The 25,752-nt window shown below is 61.7% G+C and carries 22 protein-coding genes and 1 pseudogene; 19 read left to right on the forward strand and 4 right to left on the reverse strand.

The genetic code is table 11. The annotated features are described in order from the left end of the window. Positions 1-12: 12 nt before the first annotated feature. From hscA to ITX55_RS20040, 16 genes are all read left to right on the forward strand, one after another. A complete protein-coding gene (hscA, locus tag ITX55_RS19965; protein WP_047574014.1) occupies positions 13-1,863 on the forward strand; it encodes a Fe-S protein assembly chaperone HscA in 1,851 nt (616 codons plus the stop codon). Between the two features lie 2 nt (positions 1,864-1,865). After that, entirely contained in the window at positions 1,866-2,201 is a 336-nt protein-coding gene (fdx, locus tag ITX55_RS19970; protein ID WP_004941417.1) for an ISC system 2Fe-2S type ferredoxin, read from the forward strand. Between the two features lie 32 nt (positions 2,202-2,233). Continuing rightward, complete coding sequence (gene iscX / locus ITX55_RS19975) at positions 2,234-2,434, forward strand: Fe-S cluster assembly protein IscX (RefSeq protein WP_006327336.1); 201 nt, start codon at positions 2,234-2,236, stop codon at positions 2,432-2,434. Positions 2,435-2,657: 223 nt separating this feature from the next. Next, positions 2,658-3,953, forward strand: coding sequence for an aminopeptidase PepB (gene pepB / locus ITX55_RS19980; RefSeq protein ID WP_033632327.1), 1,296 nt, complete (start codon positions 2,658-2,660; stop codon positions 3,951-3,953). An 89-nt stretch (positions 3,954-4,042) separates the two neighbouring features. Continuing rightward, the gene (gene sseB, locus ITX55_RS19985; RefSeq protein WP_060660349.1) at positions 4,043-4,873 is read left to right on the forward strand and encodes an enhanced serine sensitivity protein SseB; all 831 of its coding nucleotides are present in this window, start codon (positions 4,043-4,045) and stop codon (positions 4,871-4,873) included. 161 nt (positions 4,874-5,034) lie between these two features. Further along, a complete protein-coding gene (ndk, locus tag ITX55_RS19990) occupies positions 5,035-5,460 on the forward strand; it encodes a nucleoside-diphosphate kinase (RefSeq protein ID WP_004941424.1) in 426 nt (141 codons plus the stop codon). Between the two features lie 237 nt (positions 5,461-5,697). After that, on the forward strand, positions 5,698-6,894 hold the full coding sequence (locus ITX55_RS19995; RefSeq protein ID WP_004941426.1) for a bifunctional tRNA (adenosine(37)-C2)-methyltransferase TrmG/ribosomal RNA large subunit methyltransferase RlmN: 1,197 nt from the start codon (positions 5,698-5,700) through the stop codon (positions 6,892-6,894). A gap of 97 nt (positions 6,895-6,991) precedes the next feature. Further along, positions 6,992-7,741 (forward strand): type IV pilus biogenesis/stability protein PilW, encoded by a 750-nt coding sequence (gene pilW, locus ITX55_RS20000; protein WP_108682339.1) that lies wholly within the window; start codon positions 6,992-6,994, stop codon positions 7,739-7,741. Continuing rightward, the gene (gene rodZ, locus ITX55_RS20005) at positions 7,731-8,705 is read left to right on the forward strand and encodes a cytoskeleton protein RodZ (RefSeq protein WP_033644090.1); all 975 of its coding nucleotides are present in this window, start codon (positions 7,731-7,733) and stop codon (positions 8,703-8,705) included. The genes pilW and rodZ overlap by 11 nt, the downstream gene beginning before the upstream one ends. A 47-nt stretch (positions 8,706-8,752) precedes the next feature. Beyond that, positions 8,753-9,874, forward strand: coding sequence for a flavodoxin-dependent (E)-4-hydroxy-3-methylbut-2-enyl-diphosphate synthase (gene ispG / locus ITX55_RS20010; protein WP_016929756.1), 1,122 nt, complete (start codon positions 8,753-8,755; stop codon positions 9,872-9,874). A 139-nt stretch (positions 9,875-10,013) separates the two neighbouring features. Continuing rightward, a complete protein-coding gene (hisS, locus tag ITX55_RS20015) occupies positions 10,014-11,288 on the forward strand; it encodes a histidine--tRNA ligase (protein WP_197756186.1) in 1,275 nt (424 codons plus the stop codon). A 13-nt stretch (positions 11,289-11,301) separates the two neighbouring features. Then, entirely contained in the window at positions 11,302-11,922 is a 621-nt protein-coding gene (locus ITX55_RS20020) for a YfgM family protein (protein ID WP_033635592.1), read from the forward strand. A gap of 11 nt (positions 11,923-11,933) precedes the next feature. Then, positions 11,934-13,115 (forward strand): outer membrane protein assembly factor BamB, encoded by a 1,182-nt coding sequence (bamB, locus tag ITX55_RS20025; protein WP_033644089.1) that lies wholly within the window; start codon positions 11,934-11,936, stop codon positions 13,113-13,115. A 255-nt stretch (positions 13,116-13,370) separates the two neighbouring features. Then, complete coding sequence (gene der / locus ITX55_RS20030) at positions 13,371-14,861, forward strand: ribosome biogenesis GTPase Der (RefSeq protein WP_004941442.1); 1,491 nt, start codon at positions 13,371-13,373, stop codon at positions 14,859-14,861. Between the two features lie 99 nt (positions 14,862-14,960). Next, entirely contained in the window at positions 14,961-15,917 is a 957-nt protein-coding gene (locus ITX55_RS20035) for an AEC family transporter (RefSeq protein ID WP_164106891.1), read from the forward strand. Positions 15,918-15,930: 13 nt separating this feature from the next. Further along, the gene (locus ITX55_RS20040) at positions 15,931-16,152 is read left to right on the forward strand and encodes a zinc ribbon domain-containing protein (RefSeq protein ID WP_004941446.1); all 222 of its coding nucleotides are present in this window, start codon (positions 15,931-15,933) and stop codon (positions 16,150-16,152) included. Positions 16,153-16,156: 4 nt separating this feature from the next. Here ITX55_RS20040 and ITX55_RS20045 read toward each other — a convergent pair whose 3' ends face one another. The 3 genes from ITX55_RS20045 to ITX55_RS20055 all read right to left on the reverse strand — a co-directional run bounded on the left by ITX55_RS20045 (position 16,157) and on the right by ITX55_RS20055 (position 18,656). Next, positions 16,157-16,498 carry a protealysin inhibitor emfourin gene (locus ITX55_RS20045; RefSeq protein ID WP_016929750.1) on the reverse strand — a complete coding sequence of 114 codons (342 nt, stop codon included), beginning with the start codon at positions 16,496-16,498 and terminating at the stop codon, positions 16,157-16,159. Then, positions 16,498-17,523 carry a M4 family metallopeptidase gene (locus tag ITX55_RS20050; protein ID WP_033644087.1) on the reverse strand — a complete coding sequence of 342 codons (1,026 nt, stop codon included), beginning with the start codon at positions 17,521-17,523 and terminating at the stop codon, positions 16,498-16,500. The genes ITX55_RS20045 and ITX55_RS20050 overlap by 1 nt, the downstream gene beginning before the upstream one ends. Positions 17,524-17,585: 62 nt before the next feature. Next, positions 17,586-18,656: a LacI family DNA-binding transcriptional regulator gene (locus ITX55_RS20055; RefSeq protein ID WP_042785773.1), complete on the reverse strand. Its 1,071-nt coding sequence runs from the start codon at positions 18,654-18,656 to the stop codon at positions 17,586-17,588. Positions 18,657-19,015: 359 nt separating this feature from the next. On the opposite strand from ITX55_RS20055, the gene ITX55_RS20060 reads away from it, so the two are divergent. Both ITX55_RS20060 and ITX55_RS20065 read left to right on the forward strand, forming a co-directional pair. Then, on the forward strand, positions 19,016-20,326 hold the full coding sequence (locus tag ITX55_RS20060) for an MFS transporter (protein WP_033651564.1): 1,311 nt from the start codon (positions 19,016-19,018) through the stop codon (positions 20,324-20,326). 11 nt (positions 20,327-20,337) lie between these two features. Further along, positions 20,338-22,704: a TIM-barrel domain-containing protein gene (locus ITX55_RS20065; protein ID WP_197756185.1), complete on the forward strand. Its 2,367-nt coding sequence runs from the start codon at positions 20,338-20,340 to the stop codon at positions 22,702-22,704. Between the two features lie 3 nt (positions 22,705-22,707). Here ITX55_RS20065 and xseA read toward each other — a convergent pair whose 3' ends face one another. Beyond that, positions 22,708-24,084, reverse strand: a complete 1,377-nt coding sequence (xseA, locus tag ITX55_RS20070; protein ID WP_147881066.1) for an exodeoxyribonuclease VII large subunit — start codon at positions 24,082-24,084, stop codon at positions 22,708-22,710. 170 nt (positions 24,085-24,254) lie between these two features. Between xseA and guaB the strand changes: the two are divergent. Continuing rightward, positions 24,255-25,717: pseudogene (gene guaB / locus ITX55_RS20075) on the forward strand (IMP dehydrogenase). Positions 25,718-25,752: the final 35 nt, after the last annotated feature.

The raw sequence follows: 25,752 nt of genomic DNA on the forward strand, positions 1-25,752 counted from the left end.
GGAAGCTTCAACATGGCCTTATTACAAATTAGTGAGCCTGGCCTCAGCGCCGCGCCGCACCAGCGACGTCTGGCCGCCGGCATCGACTTGGGCACCACCAACTCGCTGGTCGCCACGGTGCGCAGCGGGCAAGCGGAAACGCTGGCCGACGAACAGGGTCGCCATTTGCTGCCTTCGGTAGTGCATTATCAGGCGGACGCGCAGCGCGTCGGCTGGGAGGCGCGCCAACAGGCGGCGCAGGATCCGGCCAATACCGTCAGCTCCATCAAACGCATGATGGGCCGCTCGTTGGCGGACGTGCAGCAACGTTACCCGAACCTGCCGTACCAATTCCAAGCCAGCGACAACGGCCTGCCGCTGATCGTCACCGCCGCCGGCGCGGTTAACCCGGTCGGCGTCTCCGCCGATATCCTGCGAGCCCTGTCCGCGCGCGCGCAAGCGGCGCTGGAAGGCGAGCTGGATGGCGTCGTGATCACCGTTCCCGCTTACTTCGACGACGCGCAGCGCCAGGGCACCAAAGACGCGGCGCGTCTGGCCGGCCTGCACGTTCTGCGTCTGTTGAACGAACCCACTGCGGCCGCGATCGCCTATGGGCTGGATTCCGGCCAGGAAGGGGTGATCGCGGTTTACGATCTGGGCGGCGGCACCTTTGATATCTCCATTCTGCGCCTCAGCCGCGGCGTGTTCGAAGTGCTGGCCACCGGCGGCGATTCCGCGCTGGGCGGCGACGACTTCGATCACCTGTTGGCCGACTGGCTGCGCGAGCAGGCCGGCGTGGCCGATCGCAGCGACCACGGCGTGCAGCGCCAACTGCTGGATGCCGCCATCGCCGCCAAAATCGCGTTGAGCGATGCCGACAGCGTGCGCGTCGAGGTGGCCGGCTGGCAGGGTGAAGTGACCCGCGCCCAGTTTGAAGCGCTGATCGCTCCGTTGGTGAAACGCACGCTGATGGCCTGCCGCCGCGCGCTGAAAGACGCCGGCGTCGCCGCCGACGAGGTACTGGAAGCGGTGATGGTCGGCGGTTCCACCCGCGTGCCGCTGGTGCGTGAGCAAGTGGGCGCCTTCTTCGGCCGCACGCCGCTGACGTCGATCGATCCGGATAAAGTGGTCGCCATCGGCGCCGCGATCCAGGCCGACATTCTGGTGGGCAACAAGCCGGACAGCGACATGCTGCTGCTGGACGTGATCCCGCTGTCGCTGGGCCTCGAAACCATGGGCGGTCTGGTGGAGAAAGTGATCCCGCGCAACACCACCATTCCGGTGGCGCGCGCGCAGGAGTTCACCACCTTTAAAGACGGCCAGAGCGCGATGATGATCCACGTGCTGCAGGGCGAGCGCGAGCTGGTGCAGGATTGCCGTTCGCTGGCGCGCTTCACGCTGCGCGGCCTGCCGCCATTGCCTGCCGGGGGCGCGCACATTCGCGTCACCTTCCAGGTGGATGCCGACGGTCTGCTGAGCGTCACCGCGATGGAGAAATCCACCGGCGTGGAAGCCTCGATCCAGGTTAAGCCGTCGTACGGCCTGTCGGACAGCGAAATCGCCGGCATGATCAAGGATTCGATGGCCAACGCGCAAAGCGACGTGGGCGCGCGCAAGCTGGCGGAGCAACGCGTGGAAGCCGCGCGGGTGCTGGAAAGCCTGCAGGGCGCGCTGGCTACCGACGCCGCGCTGCTGAGCGAGGCGGAAAGCCAGGCGATCGCCGCCGCGACCCAGGCGTTGCAGCAGGCGGTGCAGGGTGAAGACCCCGCCGCTATCGAAGACGCCATCAAAACATTAGATGCACAAACGCAAGATTTTGCCGCGCGCCGCATGGACGCTTCCATTCGCCGCGCGCTGGCTGGCCATTCTGTGGATGAGGTTTAACCATGCCTAAAATTGTTTTCCTGCCCCATCAAGATCTGTGCCCGGAAGGGGCGGTTCTGGAAGCCGAAAAAGGGGAGTCGATCCTCAACGTTGCGCTGCGCAACGGCATTGAAATCGAGCACGCCTGCGAGAAATCCTGCGCCTGCACCACCTGCCACTGCATCGTGCGTGAAGGCTTCGATTCGCTGGAAGAGAGCAGCGAGCTGGAAGATGACATGCTGGACAAAGCCTGGGGGCTGGAGCCGGAAAGCCGTCTGAGCTGCCAGGCGCTGGTCGCCGACGAAGATCTGGTGGTCGAAATGCCGCGCTACACCGTCAACCACGCGCGTGAGCATTAATTGTTAGCCGCAGCGCCAACCCGGAGATCATAATGGGACTGAAGTGGACCGACAGCCGAGAAATCGGCGAAGCCCTGTACGACCAATACCCGGACACCGATCCGAAAACCGTGCGTTTTACCGACATGCATCAGTGGATCTGCGATCTCGAAGAGTTCGACGACGATCCGCAGGCTTCCAACGAAAAAATACTGGAAGCGATCCTGCTGGTCTGGTTAGATGAAGCGGAGTAAATAGCGTAACGGGCTGCCATGGGCGGCCCGTTTATTTTGTATCCGACATACCCGTCGTCTTTCAAACCGCAGCGTTGTTACCTGCACGATCACACCCCAGTCACTTACCTGAGTAAGCTCCTGGGGATGAGATCGCTGGGCGCCTAGCTGCAATTTGAAATCCATAGGGTATGCAATAAAGCCCTAATGAAATAATAAAGGGAACATCCGGAGTAAGAAGGCTATGACAACAGAATTCATGCAGGTCACGCTGTCGCAACAACCTGCCGACGCCCGTTGGGGCGAAAAAGCGCTGCTGAGCACCAACGGCGAAGGGATGACCATCCACCTGACCGGCGCCGACAAGCTGGGCGCGATCCAGCGCGCGGGCCGCAAAATTGACGGTCAGGGCATCAAAAACGTCAAGCTGGCCGGCGACGGTTGGGATTTGGAAAACAGCTGGGCGTTCTGGCAAGGCTATCGCGGGCCGAAAGGGCAGCGCAACGTCGAATGGGCCGAACTGCCGGAAGCCGCGCGTCAGGAGCTGGATAAGCGCCTGAAGATCGTCGACTGGGTGCGTGACACCATCAACATGCCGGCGGAAGAGCTGGGGCCGGAGCAACTGGCGACCCGCGCCGTCGATCTGATGTGCGACGTCGGCTGCGATGCCGTCAGCTACCGCATCACCAAGGGCGAAGATCTGCGCGAGCAGAACTATGCCGGCATCCACACCGTCGGCCGCGGCTCCGAACGTCCGCCGGTGCTGCTGGCATTGGACTTCAACCCGACCGGTAACCCGGATGCGCCGGTGTTCGCTTGCCTAGTCGGCAAGGGCATCACTTTCGACAGCGGCGGCTACAGCCTGAAGCAGAGCGCCTTTATGGATTCGATGAAATCCGACATGGGCGGCGCGGCCACTATCACCGGCGCCCTGGCGCTGGCGGCGGCGCGCGGCCTGAAGCAGCGCGTGAAGCTGTACCTGTGCTGCGCCGACAACATGGTCAGCGGCAACGCCTTCAAACTGGGCGACATCATTCGCTACCGCAACGGCAAAACCGTTGAGGTGATGAACACCGATGCGGAAGGGCGCCTGGTGCTGGCCGACGGCCTGATCGACGCTTCTGAGCAGAACCCGCAGCTGATTATCGACTGCGCCACCCTGACCGGCGCGGCGAAAACGGCGGTAGGCAACGACTATCACGCGCTGTTCAGCTTCGACGACGCGCTGGCGCAAGAGCTGCTGAGCAGCGCCGCCGCCGAGCACGAGCCGTTCTGGCGTCTGCCGCTGGCCGAGTTCCACCGCAGCCAGCTGCCGTCCAACTTCGCCGAGCTGAACAACGTGGCCGGCCCGGCCTACACCGCCGGCGCCAGCACCGCGGCGGCCTTCCTGTCGCATTTCGTTAAGAACTACCAGCAAGGCTGGCTGCACATCGACTGCTCCGCCACCTACCGCAAAGGCGCGGTGGATCAGTGGTCGGCCGGCGCGACCGGGCTGGGCGTGCGCACCCTGGCCAATCTGTTGCTGAGCAAAGCCAAATAATTGAACGCCCGCCGCGTCGGGCGCTAGAATGCGCATTATCTTCGGGGCCCAGCATGCTGGGCCTCGCTATTTGATCCCTGGAGTTTGCCATGAGTTCCCATCATCACGATGCCGCCCCGAGCGAGAACGAGCTTGAACGCCTGCTGAAGCTGGCGGTGACGGAGCCGGCCCACCGTCCGGCGTTCTTCCGTGAACTGCTCGACGCCACGGTGCTGATCCTCGGCGACAGCGAGCAGGTGCAGCAGGACGGCGACATCACGCTGAACGCGGATACGCCGGTCAATATCCAGCATTGGGAAAAGCAGGACGGCGGCAGCATCATTCCGTTCTTCACCTCGCTGGACGCGTTGCAGAAGGCCGTTGAGGACGAACAGCCGTTCATCGCCATGCCGGCTCGGGTGCTGTTTGAAATCACCCAGGGCGCGGATCTGTTCCTCAACCCGAAGGCGGAATACGGCAAAGAGTTCTACCCGGAAGAGGTGGCGATGCTGCTGGCGACCGGTGGCGTCGTCAAACCGGTTGAGCATTACGTCGACAAAGAGACCCAAATTCTGTTGGGGCAGCCCGAAGAGTACCCGTCGGCGATGGTGGATGCGCTGACCACGCTGTTCAGCCAGCGCAAACCGGTGCGCCGCGCGTTTCTGGCACTGATGCACGACCAGGCGGCGGACGAGAAGCCGAATCTGCTGATCGGGCTGGAAGTGGATGCAGAACCGGCGGAGATCGAGGCGTTGATCAACGAGGCTGGCAGCGTCGCCAGCGAAACGGCGCCGAATGACGAACCGGTCGATTTCTGCCTGGTGTCGGAGAAAGAGCGCGGCATCAGCCACTACCTGATCGCCCATACGCAGCCGTTTTATCAGCGCCGCTGGGGCAGCTGGCTGCGCAATTTGATTCCGTCCACCGACAAAACCCAGTAACGCGGCGCGTGGTCGGAAATGCCGCAGGAAGATCATATTTTTTTAATGAAATGTTGATTTTCCCGTAGGCAAGCGTTAACGGCGCACATATAATCTGCGCCACTTGAGAAGGCCGGCAACATTGCAGACCGGCCTGTTTTGGAAGTCATACAGAGGCCATCATGACCGTAGAACGTACCTTTTCCATCGTTAAACCAAACGCTGTAGCCAACAACGACATCGGCGCTATCTACGCGCGTTTCGAGCGCGCCGGTTTCAAAATCATCGCCGCTAAAATGCTGCGTCTGACTCGCGAGCAAGCTGAAGGCTTCTACGCTGAGCACAAAGGCCGCCCATTCTTCGACGGTCTGGTAGAGTTCATGACCTCCGGCCCAATCATGGTGCAGGTTCTGGAATCTGAAAACGCCGTGCAGCGCAACCGCGACATCATGGGCGCAACCAACCCGGACAACGCACTGGCCGGCACCCTGCGCGCCGACTACGCGGACAGCTTCACCGCTAACGCCGTTCACGGTTCCGACTCCGTTGAATCCGCACAGCGTGAAATCGCTTACTTCTTCAACGAAAGCGAAATCTGCGCACGTTAATCGTGCCGTTTCTGAGCTGATAGCCAGGCATTCACCGGCTGAAACAATAAAAATGCCCTGAATGCCTTTCAGCCATAGAAACCCGCTACTAAAATTTGTACAATGCCGCGCCCCTGATAAGACGACTTGTCAGGGGCGTGTTTTTAGTGCCGCCACCCGAATCATGCGGGCTGAAATGCACAACTTACTTTCCATTCTTTAGCGCCATAACGTGTAATAACGAGGCCAGAGATCATTATGTTAGAACCCATCACGTCCGAGCACACCGTGTCTGAAAATAATTCGCTGACTACCCCCTCCGTTAACGTGGAGCAACCGGCTGCGGCCAAAATCAACCTGCTGGATCTGAACCGCCAGCAAATGCGCGAGTTCTTCGCCGAAATGGGCGAGAAACCGTTCCGCGCCGATCAGGTGATGAAGTGGATTTATCACTACTGCTGCGACGATTTCGAGCAGATGACCGACATCAACAAAGTCCTGCGCGGCAAGCTGCAGCGCGTGGCGGAAATCCGCGCGCCGGAAGTGGCGGAAGAACAGCGCTCGGCCGACGGCACCATCAAATGGGCGATCAAGGTGGGCGATCAGCAGGTCGAAACCGTGTACATCCCGGAAGCCGACCGCGCGACGCTGTGCGTCTCCTCGCAGGTGGGTTGCGCGCTGGAGTGCAAATTCTGTTCGACGGCGCAGCAGGGCTTCAACCGCAACCTGCGCGTGTCGGAAATCATCGGCCAGGTGTGGCGCGCGGCGAAGATCATCGGCGCGCTGAAGGTGACCGGCCAACGCCCGATCACCAACGTGGTGATGATGGGCATGGGCGAACCGCTGCTCAACCTGAACAACGTGGTGCCGGCGATGGAAATCATGCTGGACGACTTCGGCTTTGGCCTGTCCAAACGCCGCGTGACCCTGTCTACCTCCGGCGTGGTGCCGGCGCTGGACAAGCTGGGCGACATGATCGACGTGGCGCTGGCCATTTCGCTGCACGCGCCGAACGACACCATCCGCGATGAGATCGTGCCGATCAACCGCAAGTACAACATCGAGACCTTCCTGTCCGCGGTGCGTCGCTACCTGGAGAAATCCAACGCCAACCAGGGGCGCGTCACCGTCGAGTACGTGATGCTGGATCATATCAACGACAGCACCGACGATGCGCATCAGCTGGCGGAAGTGCTGAAAGACACGCCGTGCAAGATCAACCTGATCCCATGGAACCCGTTCCCGGGCGCTCCGTACGGTCGCAGCTCCAACAGCCGGGTGGATCGTTTCTCCAAGGTGTTGATGGAATACGGCTTTACGACTATTGTTCGTAAAACCCGCGGTGACGATATCGATGCTGCCTGCGGGCAACTGGCGGGTGAAGTGATCGACCGTACCAAGCGTACCCTGAAAAAGAAAATGGCCGGGGAACCTATCAACGTACGGGCGGTCTGAATCCTATAGCACCTTTTTTGTTATCTAACAGCCTGTTATGCGAGATGTTGACGCTAATGGGCGTTAGCTGACGGCCGATAAGGAAATGAATGCGGGCATGAAGCTGAAACTGTGGGGTGTGTGGCTGGCGGTCGGGTTGTTGGTCGGGTGTTCCGGCTCATCGCCGGAAAAGGAAGCACAGGTCGCTGAGGCGGGCCAGACGCGGTTGCAACTGGGGCTGGAGTACCTGCAGCAAGGTGACATGGACGCCGCGCGCCAGAACCTGGAAAAGGCGCTGGACGCGGCCCCGCAGGATTACCGCACGCAGTTGGGCATGGCGCTCTACGCGCAGCGGATCGGTGAAAACGCCGCGGCCGAACAGCGTTATCGGCAAGCGCTCAAACTTGCGCCGGGCAATGGCACCGTACTGAATAATTACGGTGCGTTTCTTTGCAGTTTAGGGCAGTATGTACCGGCGCAACAGCAGTTTAGCGCTGCGGCGCTGGCGCCCGATTATGGTCAGGTCGCTGACAGCCTGGAAAACGCAGGTTACTGTTTTCTCAAGGCCGGACAAAACGATGAAGCGCGCACGCTGTTGAGCCGCGCGCTGAAAGTCGATCCGGACAAAGGCGCTCCGCTGTTGGCGGAGGCCGAAAAGCAATTTGGAGAAGGGAAGCGCGCCCAGTCGCAACTTTTATTGGATGTTTATCAGCATGTTCTGCCGGCTAGCGCCAGCAGCTTATGGTTACAGATTCGTTTCGCCGCGTTAGCCGGCCGTCAGGATAGCGTTCAACGCTATGGCAAGCAGTTAGCGCGAAGTTTTCCACAATCCAAACAGTACCAGCAGTTCTTAGCTAATGAATACTGAAGCCTCCCAAGATAAAACCGTATCCATGACGACGGGCCAGCGCCTGCGTCAGGCCCGTGAGCAACTCGGGCTGAGCCAACAGGCCGTTGCAGAACGCCTGTGTCTCAAAATGTCCACCGTGCGCGATATCGAGGAAGACAGCGTGTCCGCTGACCTCGCGTCCACCTTCGTGCGCGGCTACATCCGTTCCTACGCCAAGCTGGTGCATTTGCCGGAAGACGAACTGCTGCCGATGCTGGCCAAGCAGGCACCGTTGAAGATGGCGAAAGTGGCGCCGATGCAAAGCTTCTCGCTGGGCAAGCGCCGCAAGAAACGCGACGGCTGGCTGATGAGCTTCACCTGGCTTATCGTGTTCGTGGTGATTGGCCTGACCGGCGCCTGGTGGTGGCAAAACCACAAGGCGCAGCAGGAAGAGATCGCCACCATGGCCGATCAATCCTCCGCGCAGCTTTCACAGAATAACGAAGGGCAGTCCGTGCCGCTGACGGACGGCAACGCCGACGCCGGCACCAACGTGCCGTTGACCGACAACAGCGCCGCGCCGGCCGATACCGGCGCAGCGGCTCAGGCGCCGGCGGCGACCGCCCAGACGCCGGGCGCGGCTCAGCAACAGCCTGCCGTGGTGTCGCCAAGCCAGACCACCCTGCCGGAAACCGCGCCGGCGGCGCAATCGCCGCTGCCGACCGCCGATGCGGGCGTGGCTGCGCCGGCGGCCGATCCGAACGCGCTGGTGATGGATTTCTCCGCCGACTGCTGGCTGCAGGTGACCGACGCGAGCGGTAAAACGCTGTTCAGCGGCACCCAGAAGCAGGGCGGCAAGCTGAACCTGACCGGCACTGCGCCGTACAAACTGACCATCGGCGCGCCGGCGGCAGTACAGATCCAGTATCAGGGTAAACCGGTTGATTTGAGCCGGTTCGTTAAGTCAAACCGTGTTGCTCGCCTGACCGTCGCCGCGCAGTAATCGCGCGGCCCCGGTCGTGATGTCAGAGCAGCAATGGAGAGTAAGTAATGCATAACCAAGCGCCCATCAACCGTCGAAAATCTACACGCATTTACGTCGGCAAGGTGCCTATTGGTGATGGCGCGCCGATTGCCGTGCAGTCGATGACCAACACCCGTACCACCGATGTTGAAGCAACGGTTAATCAGATTAAAGCGCTGGAGCGCGTGGGCGTCGACATCGTCCGCGTTTCGGTTCCTACCATGGACGCCGCCGAGGCGTTCAAGCTGATCAAGCAGCAGGTCAACGTGCCGCTGGTCGCCGATATCCACTTCGATTATCGCATCGCGCTGCAGGTTGCCGAATACGGCGTGGACTGCCTGCGCATCAACCCGGGCAACATCGGCAACGAATCGCGCATTCGCTCGGTGGTGGACTGCGCCCGCGACAAGAACATCCCGATTCGCATCGGCGTCAACGGCGGTTCGCTGGAGAAAGATCTGCAGGAAAAGTACGGCGAACCTACGCCGGAAGCGCTGCTGGAATCCGCCATGCGCCACGTGGATATCCTCGATCGCCTCAACTTCGACCAGTTCAAGGTCAGCGTCAAGGCGTCGGACGTGTTCCTGGCGGTGCAATCCTACCGTCTGCTGGCGTCGCGCATCGATCAGCCGCTGCATCTGGGCATCACCGAAGCCGGCGGCGCGCGCAGCGGGTCGGTCAAATCGGCCATCGGCCTGGGCATGCTGCTGTCTGAAGGCATCGGCGATACCCTGCGCATCTCGCTGGCGGCGGATCCGGTCGAAGAGGTGAAGGTCGGTTTCGATATCCTGAAGTCGCTGCGCATCCGCGCGCGCGGCATCAACTTCATCGCCTGCCCGACCTGTTCGCGTCAGGAGTTCGACGTGATCGGCACGGTGAACGCGCTTGAGCAGCGCCTGGAAGACATCATCACGCCGATGGACGTCTCGATCATCGGTTGCGTGGTGAACGGCCCGGGCGAAGCGCTGGTGTCCACCATGGGCGTGACCGGCGGCCACAAGAAGAGCGGCTTCTACGAAGACGGCGTGCGCCAGAAAGAGCGTTTCGACAACGAACAGATGATCGACCAGCTGGAAGCGAAGATTCGCGCCAAGGCCGCGATGATGGACGAAAGCAACCGTATCACGGTCAATCTGCTGGAAAAATAAGCGTTATCGCTACACGGCGGGCCTGTTGGCCCGCTTGTTTATGCGCCTGAAGGGCGGAAAACCGCATCCGCGTTGAATACCGGGCGGCAAAGTCCCTATAATCAGGTTCATTTTTACAGACAACGGACAGAGAACTCACGTGGCAAAGAACATTCAAGCCATCCGCGGCATGAACGACTACCTGCCGGAAGAAACGGCATTATGGCAGCGTATTGAAGGCACCCTCAAGCAGGTGCTGGGCGGCTACGGTTACAGCGAAATCCGGTTGCCGATTGTAGAGCAGACCCCGTTATTCAAACGCGCGATCGGCGAAGTGACCGACGTCGTGGAAAAAGAGATGTATACCTTCGAAGACCGCAACGGCGAAAGCCTGACGCTGCGTCCGGAAGGGACGGCCGGCTGCGTGCGCGCCGGCATCGAACATGGTCTGCTGTACAATCAGGAACAGCGTCTGTGGTACATCGGCCCGATGTTCCGCTACGAGCGCCCGCAAAAGGGCCGCTATCGCCAGTTCCATCAGCTGGGCGCGGAAGTGTTCGGCCTGCAAGGCCCGGATATCGACGCCGAGCTGATCCTGCTGACCGCCCGCTGGTGGAAAGCGCTGGGCATCGCCGAGCACGTTAAGCTGGAGCTGAACTCCATCGGTTCGCTGGAGGCGCGCGCCAACTACCGCGATGCGCTGGTGGCGTTCCTGGAGCAGCACGTCGAGGTGCTGGACGAAGACTGCAAACGCCGCATGTACAGCAACCCGCTGCGCGTGCTGGACTCCAAGAATCCTGAGGTGCAGGCGCTGCTGAACGACGCGCCGCGCCTGTCCGAGTACCTGGATGAAGAATCCCGTGCTCACTTCGCCGGTCTGTGTGAACTTTTGGCGCAGGCAGGTATCCCATATACCGTTAACGAGCGCCTGGTGCGCGGTCTGGATTACTACAACCGCACCGTGTTTGAGTGGGTGACCACCAGCCTGGGCGCGCAGGGCACCGTCTGCGCGGGCGGCCGTTACGACGGTCTGGTCGAGCAGTTGGGCGGCCGCGCCACCCCGGCGGTCGGTTTCGCCATGGGCCTGGAGCGCCTGGTGCTGCTGGTGCAGGCGGTCAACCCGGAATTCAAGGCGCCGTCGGCTATCGACGTGTACGTCATCTCTTCCGGCGCGGGCACCCAGAGCGCGGCGATGCAGCTGGCTGAACAGGTGCGCGACGCGGCGCCGCAGCTGAAGCTGATGACCAATTACGGCGGCGGCAACTTCAAGAAGCAGATCACCCGTGCGGACAAATGGGGCGCGCGCATCGCGCTGATCCTGGGCGAGAGCGAAGTGGCGGCGCAGCAGGTGGTGGTGAAAGACCTGCGCAGTGGTGAACAAGAAACGCTGGAGCAAAGCGAAGTCGCTGCGCGTCTGGCTTTGATGTTAGGTTAAGGAGAAGGACACCGTGGAAGTCTATACCACTGAAAACGAACAAGTCGACGCACTGCGTCGGTTCTTTGCCGAGAACGGCAAAGCGCTGGCGGTGGGCGTGGTGCTCGGAATTGGTGCCCTGGTTGGCTGGCGTTACTGGCAGAGCCATGAAAACTCCAACATGATGGCGGCATCGCAATCCTATCAGGAAGCCAGCGATCGTCTGGCGGCCGGCAAGCCGGATGACGTGGCTGCCGCAGAGAAATTTGTCCAGGCCAACGGCAACAGCTACGGCGTACTGGCCGCGCTGCAGTTGGCCAAGCACTTTGTCGAACAGAATGATTTCGCCAAGGCGGAACAACAATTGGCGCTGGCGCAGGGCCAGACCAAAGACGACAACCTGTTGGCGATGATCGACCTGCGTCTGGCGCGCGTCCAGCTGCAGGAGAAAAAGCTGGATGAAGCGCTGAAAACGCTGGATGGCGTGAAAGGCGAAGGCTGGGCGGCGATGATGCAGGATGTGCGCGGCGATGTGCTGCTGGCGAAGGGCGACGCCAAGGGCGCGCGCGAAGCTTACAGCAAAGGCATTGAGTCCAACGCTTCTCAAGCGCTGCAGGTTCTGCTGCGCATGAAATTGAATAACTTGTCCAGCTAAGGGGAATTCCCATGCAATTGCGTAAAACACTCTTGGTCGGACTGGTTTCCGCTGCCTTGCTGAGTGGTTGCTCGCTGTTTAACAGCGAAGAAGACGTGGTTACCATGTCGCCGTTGCCGAAAGTTGAAAATCAGTTTACGCCGAACAAGGCGTGGAGCACCTCGGTGGGCGACGGTATCGGTGAGTATTACTCCCACCTGCGCCCGGCCTATCAGGACAGCACCATTTACGCCGCCGATCGCTTTGGCATCGTGAAAGCGATGGACGCCGACAGCGGCAACGAGAAGTGGAAGGTCAACCTCTCCGAGAAGACCGGCTTCTTCTCCAGCAACCTGTCTGCGCTGCTGTCGGGCGGCCTGACGGTTGCGGGCGACAAGGTTTACGTCGGCAGCGAAAAAGCGGTGGTTTACGCATTGAACACCGCCGACGGCGCCATCGCCTGGCAGACCAAAGTGGCCGGCGAAGCGATCTCCCGTCCGGTTGTCAGCGACGGCATGGTGTTGGTGCATACCTCCAACGGCATGCTGCAGGCGCTGAACGAAGCCGACGGCGCGGTGAAGTGGACGGTTAACCTGGATATGCCTTCGCTGTCGCTGCGCGGTGAATCCGCGCCGGCCGTCGCCTTTGGCGCCGCCATCGTCGGCGGTGACAACGGCCGCGTCAGCGCCGTGCTGATGCAGCAGGGCCAACTGATCTGGCAACAGCGCATTTCTCAGCCGAGCGGCGCGACCGAAATCGATCGCCTGAACGACGTGGACACCACGCCGGTGATCGTTGACGGCGTGGTCTACGCGCTGGGTTACAACGGCAACCTGACGGCGCTGGATCTGCGTTCCGGTCAGATCATCTGGAAACGCGAGCTGGGTTCGGTGAATGATTTCATTGTCGACGCGGGCCGCATCTACCTGATCGACCAGAACGATCGCGTGGTGGCGCTCAGCACCGAAGGCGGCGTGACCGTGTGGACGCAAAGCGATCTGCTGCACCGCAACCTGACGCCGCCGGTGATGTATAATGGTTATCTGGTGACCGGTGACGCTGAAGGCTATCTGCACTGGGTCAACACCACCGATGGCCGTTTTGTCGCCCAGCAGGAAGTGGACAGCTCCGGCTTCCTGTCTGCGCCGATGGTGGCCGGCGACAAGCTGATCATCCAGGCTCGCGGCGGGAAAGTTTACGCTTTCACCCGCTAACGCCGCTCGTCGTAACCCTTCTTGCACCCGAATGATTTCGGGTTGCAGCCAGGCGGCAAGCGCATGAGTCCTCGGGAGCTTAGTGAGCTAAGTGACCGAGGCGAAGGTGCGCAGACAACGCCGCTGTGGCGCGAAAGATGAAGGGGAAAACGGCTCCTGAATGTTCAGGGGCCGTTTCGTATTTTATAAGCTGCACCGACGGTGTCTATCCACAGTGCAGTAACGCATTGATTATTAAGTAATGAGGCTTCAACAATGATACCTGTCGTCGCGCTGGTCGGGCGCCCGAATGTGGGTAAATCCACCTTGTTCAACCGTTTAACCCATACGCGTGATGCGCTGGTGGCGGATTTCCCGGGGCTGACGCGTGACCGCAAGTATGGTCGTGCTGAAATCGAAGGCAATGAATTTATCATCGTCGATACCGGCGGCATCGACGGCACCGAAGACGGCGTCGAAACGCGCATGGCCGGTCAGTCGCTGCTGGCGATCGAAGAAGCGGACATCGTGCTGTTCATGGTCGACGCCCGCGCCGGCCTGATGCCGGCGGATCAGGGCATCGCCCAGCACCTGCGCAGCCGCCAGAAGGCGACCTTCCTGGTGGCCAACAAGACCGACGGTCTGGATCCGGACACCGCCACCGCCGATTTCTACTCGCTCGGTCTGGGTGAAGTGTTCGCTATCGCCGCTTCTCACGGCCGCGGCGTGACCCAGCTGATCGAACACGTGCTGGTGCCGTTCGTGCCGGAAAAACCGGAAGACGTCGAGCTGACCGAGGAAGAGGCCAACGCCGCTTACTGGGCCGAGCAAAACGGCGAAACGCTGGAAGGCGAAGAAGACGAAGAGCCGGAAGAAGCGTTCAATCCGCAGGATCTGCCGATCAAACTGGCGATCGTCGGCCGCCCGAACGTAGGTAAGTCTACGCTCACTAACCGTATCCTCGGCGAGGAGCGCGTGGTGGTGTATGACATGCCGGGCACCACCCGCGACAGCATCTACATTCCGATGGTGCGCGACGAACGCGAATACGTGCTGATCGACACCGCCGGGGTGCGCAAACGCGGCAAGGTGACCGAAACCGTCGAGAAATTCTCGGTGATCAAGACCCTGCAGGCGATTGAAGACGCCAACGTGGTGCTGCTGGTGATTGACGCGCGTGAAGGCATCTCCGATCAGGACCTCTCGCTGCTCGGCTTTATCCTCAATAGTGGGCGCTCACTGGTGATTGCGGTCAACAAGTGGGACGGCATGAGCGAAGAAGATCGCGAGCACGTGAAAGAGATGCTCGATCTGCGTCTGGGCTTCGTCGACTTCGCGCGGGTGCACTTTATTTCCGCCCTGCACGGCAGCGGCGTCGGCAACCTGTTCGAATCGGTACAGGAAGCCTACGAGTGCGCAACCCGTCGCGTAAACACCTCGATGCTGACCAAAATCATGCAGATGGCGGTTGACGATCACCAGCCGCCGTTGGTGCGCGGCCGCCGCGTGAAGCTGAAATACGCCCACGCCGGCGGTTACAACCCGCCGATCGTGGTGATCCACGGCAACCAGGTCAGCGATCTGGCCGATTCGTACAAGCGCTACCTGATGAACTACTTCCGTCGCTCGCTGAACGTGATGGGGACGCCGATCCGCATCCAGTTCAAAGAGGGCGACAACCCGTTCGCCGGCAAACGCAACCTGCTGACGCCGACCCAGATGCGTAAGCGCAAACGCCTGATGAGCCACCTGAAAAAGAGCAAGTAATCGCTCATGAGGGGCGCGGCAGTGATGCCGCGCCCCTTTTTTATTGGCCCGAAATCGTTTTATTATCTGAAGATTACCTCGCCTGTCTGAAGGAACACCATGTCCTGGGAAACCTGGAGTTTTGCGTTCGACGTCACCGTGCCGAATCTGCTGATGATGCTGCTGGGGATCCTGTTGCGCCATTGGCGCCTGATGGATGACCGCTTCGTCGATGGCGCGACCCGCCTGGTGTTCAATCTGGCGCTGCCGTGCCTGCTGTTTTTCAGCATCGCCAACAACCATCCGCAGCTGCTCGGCAATCTGCCGCTGGTGCTGTTCGGCGCGGTCGGCACGCTGGCGACCTTCCTGCTGCTGGAGCTGGCGGCCAGGTGGGTGGTGAAAGAACCACGTGAGCGCGGGGTATTCGTGCAGGGCGGGTTTCGCGCCAACACCGCCATCGTCGGTTTGGCCTACGCCATGACCGCCTACGGCAGCGAAGGCATTGCGCTCGCCTCGCTGTACCTGACAGTGACCGTGATCCTGTTCAACATACTGTCGGTCATCACCCTCACGCGCAGCCTGCAGGGCGGGCAGGGCAAGAAAATCAGCCACCTGTCGCTGCTGCGCAGCATTGTCACCAATCCGCTGATCATCGGCCTGGTGTGCGGGCTGCTGTATGCGCAAACCGGGCTGGGCATCCCGACCGTGATCCGCCAGACCGGCAGCTATATCTCCGCGCTGTCGCTGCCGTTGGCGCTGCTGTGCACCGGCGCCAGCCTGGATTTCCGCGCCATGTTCCGCTCGTCCAACGTGGCGGCGCTGTCGTCGGCGGCCAAGCTGTTTCTGGTGCCGTTCCTGATGACGCTGGCCGGCTGGCTATGCGGGTTTCAGGGGGCGGCGCTGGGCATTATCTTCCTGTTTTCCGCCACGCCGACCGCTTCGGGCAGCTATGTGATGACGCGCGCTATGGGCGGCAACGCCACGCTGGCGGCCAACATTATCGCTATCACCACCGTCGGGTCGTTCTTCACCACCGCGTTGGGGATCTATTTCTTGCGCTCATGGGGCGCGATTTAACCTGGGAGCCGTTATGGATGCGCATTGTCCGCACTGTCGTCAGACCATGAATTGGGTAGCGGGTCACTACCATTGTGCCGCCTGTCAGCGCGATTATCGGCAGCTGGCGAGCTGCCCGGAGTGCGGGCAGCCGCTGCAAGAGTTGAAGGCCTGCGGGGCGGTGGATTACCTGTGCCAGAACGGGCACGGGCTGATCTCCAAAAAACGGGTGAATTTCAGCTATCAGCCGCTGTAAGCCCTCACTCATCCACCTGACCGGTTTTCCACAAATCCACCAGCGCCTGCGGCGCGCTGCTTTCCGGGATTAACAGCACGATCTCGGTGCTCAGGGTGGGGCTGGTGTAGTTGATCTGTACGCGGTAGTAGCGCTGGTCGCCGCAGCCGGGGGAGTTGGGTTGGCCCTCTTCCTGGGCGTACGGCAGCGTCTGATTCAGCAACTGATTCAGGCGCTGCCGTTGCTCCGGCGTGATATCGGCCAGCGCAATGCGGCGCTGGCCCGCCAGTTTGGGAATGTAGGCGAAGCCTCCCTCGCGCGCCAGCTCAATGACCGTATCCTGATTGAGCGTCGGCAGCGGTTTCATTACTCCACCCCCACCTGATGCCAGGCCTGTTGCACCTTGTCCGCCACGCTTTGATCGAAACGCGCCTGCGCGTGTTTCACCGTGGCGCGGGCGAAGGTGGCGAAGTCGGCGTTTTGCGGCAGCGCTTTGTCGCACACCGTGTCATACCAGACGTAGCCGGCTTTTTCCCAGGCGAAGCCGCCCAGCGCGGTTGCCGCCAGGTAGAACGCGCGGTTGGGAATGCCGGAGTTGAGGTGCACGCCGCCGTTGTCTTCCTTGGTCTGGATGTAATCCTTCATGCTGGCAGGCTGCGGGTCTTTGCCCAGCAGCGGGTCGTCGTAGGCGGTGCCGGGCGCTGACATCGAGCGCAGCCCTTTGCCTTTGATGCCCTTGGCGAGCAGCCCGGCGCCGATCAGCCAGTCTGCTTTATCGGCGGTTTGCTGCAGGTGGAATTGTTTGACCAACGAACCGAACACGTCAGACAGCGATTCGTTGAGCGCGCCGGACTGCTGGTAGTAGATCAGCCCGGCTTCGCTCTCGGTCACGCCGTGCGCCAGCTCGTGGCCGACCACGTCGATGGCGATGGTGAAACGGTTGAAGATCTCGCCGTCGCCGTCGCCGAACACCATCTGCTGGCCGTTCCAGAAAGCGTTCTGGTACTCCTTGCCGTAGTGCACGCTGCCGACCAGCGGCAGCCCTTTATTATCCAGCGAATTGCGCCGGTAGGCCTGCCAGAAGAAATCGTAGGTGACGCCGAGATAGTCGTAGGCCTCGTCCACCGCCACGTCGTGGTTACTGGGCTGGCCCTCCTTGCGCACTTGTTTGCCGGGCAGTTGGGTGCCGTTCTGGGCGTCGTAGATATCGCGGAGCGCTTCACCGGCTCGGGCGTTTTTCTCGGTTGGTGAACGCAGCGGCTTGTTGCCGAGCAGGCTTTGCACGTGGTTCAGGGTGTGCAGCGCGCAGTCGCGCTGCGGGGCGTTACCGTGTTCAATAATGCGGCGCAGCATGTAGGGAGGAATGACGGAACGCATGCGCTGGGCTGGCATAGTGGCTCTCCTTAGGCAAAAAATTTACCTCATCGAATGAATGCACTGAGCCTAAGTGTAGTCTACTCGTCATAAAGCCTGTGGTTATGCGTGCTCACCGCCGGGGTGGTCTTGTGGGGACTGATGCGCCGCACCGAGGCGCGTACCGCCAACCGGCCATGCAGCAGCAGGTTGCACGGCGGCGCGTCGGCGCGCAGCATGCGCCGCTGCAGCAGCTGGATCGCCTCGTAGCCCAGCTCATCGCGCGGCACCTGTACCGAGGTCAGCGGCACGTCGTGTATTTCCGCCAGGTTGAAGCCATCGGTGCTCATCACCGATACGTCGCCCGGTACGCTCAGCCCCAGCTTGCTGAGCGCCTTGACCGCCCCGACCGCCATGTAGTCGCCGCCGGCCAGGATCGCCGTCGGCAGCGGGGCGCGGTTCAGGTAGGTGCTCAGCGCCTGTTCGGCCTCTTCGCTGCCGAAGCCGGAAGTGGTCACCAGATGGCGGCCGTCGTCGAACGGCAGATGATGCCGCGCGTAGGCCTGCCGGATGCCCGCCAGCCGCAGCTCCATGGTGTGGCGGCGCAGACACTGCAGGTTGAGGATATGGCTGTGCCCCTGCTGGAACAGATAGCTGGCGGAATAGTCGCCGATCAGCTGATGATCCGGCGAGACGCTGTCCAGCCGCATCTGCCGATCGGTGCAGTTGATCAGCACGCAGGGTTTGGGCAGATCGGCCGCCAGGGTATGGATGTGTTCGTCGTCGATGCCGATGATCAGCGCCGCTTCGGTGTGCGGATCGCTCATTTTTTCCAGAAACAGCGCGCCGTCGCTGTGCTGCTCTTCCAGGCCGCAGTAACGGATGCGCACCTCGTGCTGCATCAGTGCGGCGGCGATGCCCTGAATGACCTTGTAGTAGAAGATATCGGTGCGCACGTCGAACGCGCGCTGCGGCGCGAACACCATCACATTGTTCAACATCAGTCGGCCGCTGGAAATGCCCTGTAGAATGCCGTTTTGCTGCGCGCATTCCAGCACCTTGCGGCGCGCTTCGGCGCTGGTGTTGGCCTTGCCCGCCAGCACGCGGGAAACGGTGCTGATCGACAGCCCGGTTTGGCGGGCGATCTCCTGGATTTTCAGCTTTCCGTTCATTTTGTGATCTCCTTCAAATTCGTCCATGAGAATATTTTCACTGCGGCTTTTCAGCACCTTGACTGGATCCTGCGGCCATTATGACTATTTTTTCACCCGCCTGTGAAAATCTTTGCAAAAAACCCCGTTTCGCTGTGCGTGATCGCTGAGTAGTCTGCATTGGTACACCAATTTTAACGACTTGTCAGTCCAATTTTAACGGTGTGCGAAAAAGAAAACAAAAAATAAATCATGGGGTTGTGATGGACTGCCGGTCTGTTATGCGGGCGTTGGCCTGTGTTCACCGTCCCCTTTTGATAGCGCAATGTACCCTACCAATGCGCGCGTCGTTGTCACGGGCGGCCGCGGGGAGAGAACCGATGAGTGTGGAGATCAATCAGACGGTCGCGCAGAGCGGCCGGCGCAAGTTCAAATCGCTACGCTGGTGGATGCTGGCGCTGTTCTTGTTGGGCGTCACGGTCAACTACATTACCCGCAACTCGCTGGGCATTCTGGCGCCGGAACTGAAAACCAGCCTGAACATGAGTACCGAGCAATATGCCTGGGTGGTGGCGTCGTTCCAGTTGGCCTATACGGTATTTCAGCCGATCTGCGGCTGGCTGATCGACGTCATCGGCCTGAAGATGGGCTTTCTGATCTGCGCGGGCATTTGGGCGGTGGTATGCATGCTGCACGCCGGCGCCGGCAGTTGGCTGCAACTGGCCATTTTGCGCTTCTTCATGGGGGGCGCGGAGGCGGCGGCCACCCCGGCCAACGCCAAGGCGATCTCCGACTGGTTCCCGAAGAAGGAGCGTCCGATCGCCGCCGGCTGGGCGGGCGTCGGTTTCTCCATCGGCGCCATGCTGGCGCCGCCGATCATCGTCATCGCCCACGTCTCCTTCGGCTGGCAGGGCGCGTTCCTGTTCTCCGGCGGGCTGGCGCTGATCTGGGTAGTGCTGTGGTGGCTGTTCTACCACTCGCCCCAGCAGCACCCGAACCTCAGCCAACAAGAGCTGGATCTGATCCGTGAAGACAACGAGCCGGTGCTGCCGAAGCTGCCGTTCTTCACTTCACTGGCCAGCCTGTGCAAGAACAAGAAATTCTATGGCATCGCCATCCCGGCCTTTCTCGCCGAGCCGGCCTGGGCGGTCTTCAGTTTCTGGGTGCCGCTGTACCTGGCCACCGAACGCGGCATGGATCTGAAGCAGATAGCGATGTTCGCCTGGCTGCCGTTCCTGGCGGCGGATATCGGCAGCGTCGCCAGCGGCTATCTCACCACCCTATACCGCAAATGGTTCGGCTGCAGCCGCGTCAACTCGGTGGTCGCCAGCTCGGTGACCGGCGCTTTCCTGATGGTGTCGCTGGCGTTCGTGGCGATCACCCAAGATCCCTATGTGGCGATCGCGCTGATCTCGATCGGCGGGTTCGGCCATCAGGTGATCTCCTGCATGCTCAGCGCCCTGGTGGTGGAATCGTTCGATAAGAACCAAATGGCGACGGTCAACGGCATGCGCGGCTCCAGCGCCTGGATCGCCAGCTTCCTGTTCACGCTCCTGATCGGCGCAGTGTCCGACACCCTCGGCTTTAACCCGCTGTTCATCGCGATGGGCTTCTTCGATTTGATCGGCGCCCTGTTCCTGATTGCCCTGATCGCCGAGCGCGGCGGTAAGAAAACCCCTTCACACAGCTAAGTGGAATATGTATGAAAACGTTGAAAAATTGGACGCTGGCGGCGCAGCATGCCGACCACGTCGAGTTGCTGGTCGATGAACGCCACCGTTTCTGCCTGTACGTGCTGGAAGACGGTCTGTTCCGCGTGTTGATCAAACGTGAGGGCGAGCTGGCGCTGGATCGCACCTGGAGCATTGCGCCGCAGGAGGATGTGCCCTGGGAGGGGCGCGATCGGCTCAGCGTCGCTGGTTTCAGCCTGCCGGGCTATCAGCTGCGCCGGGAGGGCGATCGGCTGGTGGTCAGCACGCCGCTGCTGCGCGTGACGGTGCATCAGCCGCTGTGGCTGGCGTGGGAGTATTGCAATGCCGACGGCGAGTGGCGGCCGCTGGCGGCGGATCGGCCGACCAGCGCCTACTTGCTCAACGCGCACGGCGACGGCGTGGCGCATTACCAGCGGCGTTTCGCCGATGAGCGCTATTACGGCCTGGGGGAGAAGGCCGGCGATCTGGAACGCACCGGCCGCCGCTTCGAGATGCGCAATCTGGACGCGATGGGCTACAACGCCGCCAGCACCGATCCGCTGTACAAACACATTCCGTTTACCATCACCCGCGGGCCGGAGGCGAGCTTCGGCCTGTTCTACGACAACCTGAGCAGCTGCTGGCTGGATCTGGGCAACGAGATCGACAACTACCATACGGCCTACCGCCGCTATCAGGCCGAAGCGGGCGATCTGGATTACTACCTGTTCCTCGGCCCCCGGGTGCTGGACGTCACCAAGGCGTTCGTGCGCCTGACCGGCCGCACCCACTTCGGGCCGAAGTGGAGCCTGGGCTACAGCGGTTCGACCATGCACTACACCGACGCGCCGGACGCCCAGCAACAGCTGCAACAGTTCATTGCGCTGTGCCGCCAACATGCCATCCCCTGCGACTCTTTCCAGCTGTCGTCGGGCTACACCTCGATCAACAACAAACGCTACGTGTTTAACTGGAACTATGACAAGGTGCCGCAGCCCAGGCTGCTCAGCCAGGCGTTTCACGACGCCGGCCTCAAGCTGGCGGCCAACATCAAGCCGTGCCTGCTGCAGGATCATCCGCAGTATCAAGAGGTGGCGGCGCAGGGGCTGTTTATCCGCGATTCGCAAAGCGACGCGCCGGAACGCTCCAGCTTCTGGGACGACGAAGGATCGCATCTCGACTTCACCAATCCGGCGACGGTGCGCTGGTGGCAGCAGGGCGTCACACAGCAGCTGCTGGAGATGGGCATCGATTCGACCTGGAACGACAACAACGAGTACGAAGTGTGGGACGGCGAAGCGCGCTGCCACGGCTTTGGACGGCCGATCGCCATCAAACATCTCCGCCCGGTGATGCCGCTGCTGATGATGCGCGCCTCGATGGAGGCCCAGTTGCGCTTTGCGCCGCAGCGGCGGCCGTACCTGATCTCGCGCTCCGGCTGCGCCGGCATGCAGCGCTACGTGCAGACCTGGAGCGGCGATAATCGCACCAGCTGGCAGACGCTGCGCTACAACATTCGCATGGGGTTGGGCATGAGCCTGTCCGGGTTGTATAACCTCGGCCACGACGTCGGTGGCTTCTCCGGTGACAAACCGGACGCGGAGCTGCTGGTGCGCTGGGTACAAAACGGCGTGATGCACCCGCGTTTCACCATCCACTCCTGGAATGACGACGCCACGGTCAACGAACCCTGGATGTACCCGGCCGCCACCCCGGCGGTGCGTGAGGCGATCAACCTGCGTTACCGGCTGCTGCCGTATTTCTACACGCTGCTGTGGCAGGCCTGCGCCGACGACGAGCCGATGCTGCGCCCGACTTTTCTCGATCACGAACAGGATGCGCGCACCTTTGGCGAAAACGACGATTTTCTGATTGGCCGCGATCTGCTGGTGGCCAGCGTGGTGGAGCCGGGGCAACGTCGCCGTTCGGTGTATCTGCCGGATAACGGCGAAGGCTGGTACTGCTTCTACAGCGGCCAGTGGTTCGGCGGCGGCCAGACGGTGACGCTGGCGGCGCCGTTGGAGCGTCTGCCGCTGCTGGTGCGCGCCGGGGCGGCGCTGCCGCTGTCGCAGCGGTTGGCGCATGTGGACGTGGCCGCCGACGATCGGCGCGAGCTGCGCCTGTTTCCGCTCAAGGGCGGCGGGGCGAGCGGCGGGCTGCTGTTTGAGGACGACGGCGAAAGCGACGGCTGGCGGCAGGGCGATGCGCTGTGGCTGCGCTGGGAAATGCGCTGCGACCATCAGCGCATCATGGTGGATATCACGACGGAAGGGCATTTCCGCCCGGCCTGGCGCACGCTGATGCTCAGCCTGCCGGAAGGCGAAACGCGCGCGCTGTGGGTGAACGGTGAACCCGGCGAGCGTTTTACGCTGGAGTAGGGCTTACTCGGCCGCGCGCTTCTTGCGCGGCTTTTTGGCGACGGTGATGGTTTTCACCTCGCTTTCCACCCAGCCATCCTGCAGGCGGGTTTTCAGCAGTTCGCCGACCTGCGCCTGCTTGGTGGTTTTCAGCAGCTCGCCGCGCGGAGTTTGCGTCACGCTGTAGCCGCGCGCCAGCGTCGCCAGCGGGCTGACGGTCTCCAGCTGGCTGCACGCCACGCCGAAACGCTGGCGGTAGGCGTTGAGCTGGCGCTCCATCGCCTGCTGCAGACGGTATTCCTGCTGCTGCACGCGCTGTTGGTAGCGGTGAATGCGGCCCTGCGGCTGCACCTGCGCCAGCCGCTGCTGGATACGTTCGCTGCGGCGGGCGGCCAGGCGCAACTGCTGCTGCATGCCGTCTTCCATTCGGCGCTGCAGCTTGAACAGCAGCGTCTGCTGGCGCGCCAGGCGCAGATGCGGATGCTGCTGCTGTAAACGGTGATGAATGCGGGTGAACTGCTGCTGACGCTGCGCCAGGTAGTAATCCATCGCCATCTCCAGCCGCTGCTGCTGCGACTGCAGCTGGCGCAACAGCTCGAGCTGATTGCGGCTCACCAGTTCGGCGGCGGCGGAAGGGGTCGGCGCCCGCAGGTCGGCGACGAAGTCGGCGATGGTGACGTCGGTTTCATGGCCGACGGCGCTGACGATCGGAATGCGGCTGGCGAAGATCGCCCGCGCCACGCGTTCGTCGTTGAAGCTCCACAGATCCTCCAGCGAACCGCCGCCGCGGCCGACGATCAGCACGTCGCATTCATCGCGGCGGTTGGCGGTCTCAATGGCGCGCACGATCTGCATCGGCGCTTCCGCGCCCTGCACCGAGGTGGGGTAGATGACGATCGGCAGCGACGGATCGCGCCGCTGCAATACCTGCAGGATATCGTGCAGCGCCGCGCCGCTGGCGGAGGTGATCACCCCGACGCGTTTGGCCGGGGCGGGCAGCGGCTGCTTGAACTGCTGATCGAACAGCCCTTCGGCGCTCAGGCGCTGTTTTAACTGCTCGAACTGTTGCTGCAGCAGGCCGTCGCCGGCGGGCTGCATGCTCTCGGCGATCAGCTGGTAGTCGCCGCGCGGTTCATACAGCGTGATGCTGGCGCGCACCAAGACCTGCTGGCCGTTTTGCGGCCGGAAGGTGACGCGGCGGTTGCTGTTGCGGAACATCGCGCAGCGCACCTGGGCGCGGTCGTCTTTCAGGGTGAAATACCAGTGGCCGGAGGCGGGCTGGGAGAGGTTGGAGATCTCGGCGGAGAGCCAAATCTGCCCCATTTCCATTTCCAGCAGTTGGCGAACCGTCTGATTCAGGCGGCTTACGGTAAAAATGGAAGGCGAAACAGGTAGCGACATGTGACCCAGATCAAATTTCAAAACAATCACTTAATTGGTCGATACTACATGGCTGAAAAAGGTAATCAAGACTTTTTGTAAGAAAGTGCTGGAGGCAACCGATTCCGCTCTGTATAATGCCGCGGCAATATTTTATCTTTTTCACAGCCCACCCTGGTGAGATATTGCCCATGCTACGTATCGCTAAAGAAGCTCTGACGTTTGACGACGTCCTCCTGGTTCCAGCCCACTCCACGGTTCTGCCTAACACCGCAGAGCTCGGCACTCAACTGACCAAAACCATCCGCCTGAACATCCCTATGCTGTCCGCAGCCATGGATACCGTTACCGAATCCGGCCTGGCCATCGCGCTGGCGCAGGAAGGCGGCCTGGGCTTCATCCACAAAAACATGTCCATCGAGCGCCAGGCTGAAGAAGTCAGCCGCGTGAAAAAACATGAAAGCGGCGTAGTCACCGACCCGCAGACCGTTACCCCGGCCACCACGCTGCAGGAAGTGAAAGAGCTGACCGCGCGCAACGGCTTCGCCGGTTATCCGGTCGTCACCGAAGACAACGAGCTGGTCGGCATCATTACCGGCCGCGACGTGCGCTTCGTGACCGATCTGACTCAGCCGGTGACTGCGGTGATGACGCCGAAAGATCGCCTGGTCACCGTGAAAGAAGGTGAAGCGCGCGACGTGGTGCTGCAGAAGATGCACGAAAAGCGCGTAGAAAAAGCGCTGGTGGTGGACGACAGCTTCCACCTGCTGGGCATGATCACCGTTAAAGACTTCCAGAAAGCGGAACGTAAGCCGAACGCCTGTAAAGACGAGCACGGCCGTCTGCGCGTGGGCGCGGCGGTCGCGCCGGCGCCGGCAACGAAGAGCGCGTTGATGCGCTGGTGGCGGCAGGCGTTGACGTCCTGCTGATCGACTCCTCGCACGGCCACTCCGAAGGCGTGTTGCAGCGCATCCGCGAAACCCGCGCCAAATACCCGGATCTGCAGATCGTCGGCGGCAACGTCGCGACCGCGGCGGGCGCCAAAGCGCTGGCTGAAGCCGGCGTGAGTGCGGTGAAAGTGGGTATCGGCCCTGGCTCCATCTGTACCACCCGCATCGTGACCGGCGTAGGCGTACCGCAGATCACCGCCATCGCCGACGCGGTGGAAGCGCTGGAAGGCACCGGTATTCCGGTTATCGCCGACGGCGGCATCCGCTTCTCCGGCGATATCGCCAAAGCGATCGCCGCGGGCGCCTCTTGCGTGATGGTCGGCTCCATGCTGGCGGGCACCGAAGAATCTCCGGGCGAAATCGAGCTGTATCAGGGCCGCTCGTTCAAATCTTACCGCGGCATGGGCTCGCTGGGCGCGATGTCCAAAGGCTCTTCCGACCGTTACTTCCAGACCGATAACGCCGCCGACAAACTGGTGCCGGAAGGTATCGAAGGCCGCGTGGCCTATAAAGGCATGCTGAAAGCCATCGTGCACCAGCAGATGGGCGGCCTGCGCTCCTGCATGGGCCTGACCGGCTGCGCCACCATCGACGATCTGCGCACCAAGGCGGAGTTCGTGCGCATCAGCGGCGCCGGCATTCAGGAAAGCCACGTGCACGACGTGACCATCACCAAAGAGTCGCCGAACTACCGCATGGGCTGATGCCTTAACCTCTCCTGAGTGAGAGGCCGGGGTGG

The organism is Serratia sp. EWG9, assembly GCF_019913725.1.
Classification (GTDB): domain Bacteria; phylum Pseudomonadota; class Gammaproteobacteria; order Enterobacterales; family Enterobacteriaceae; genus Serratia; species Serratia ureilytica.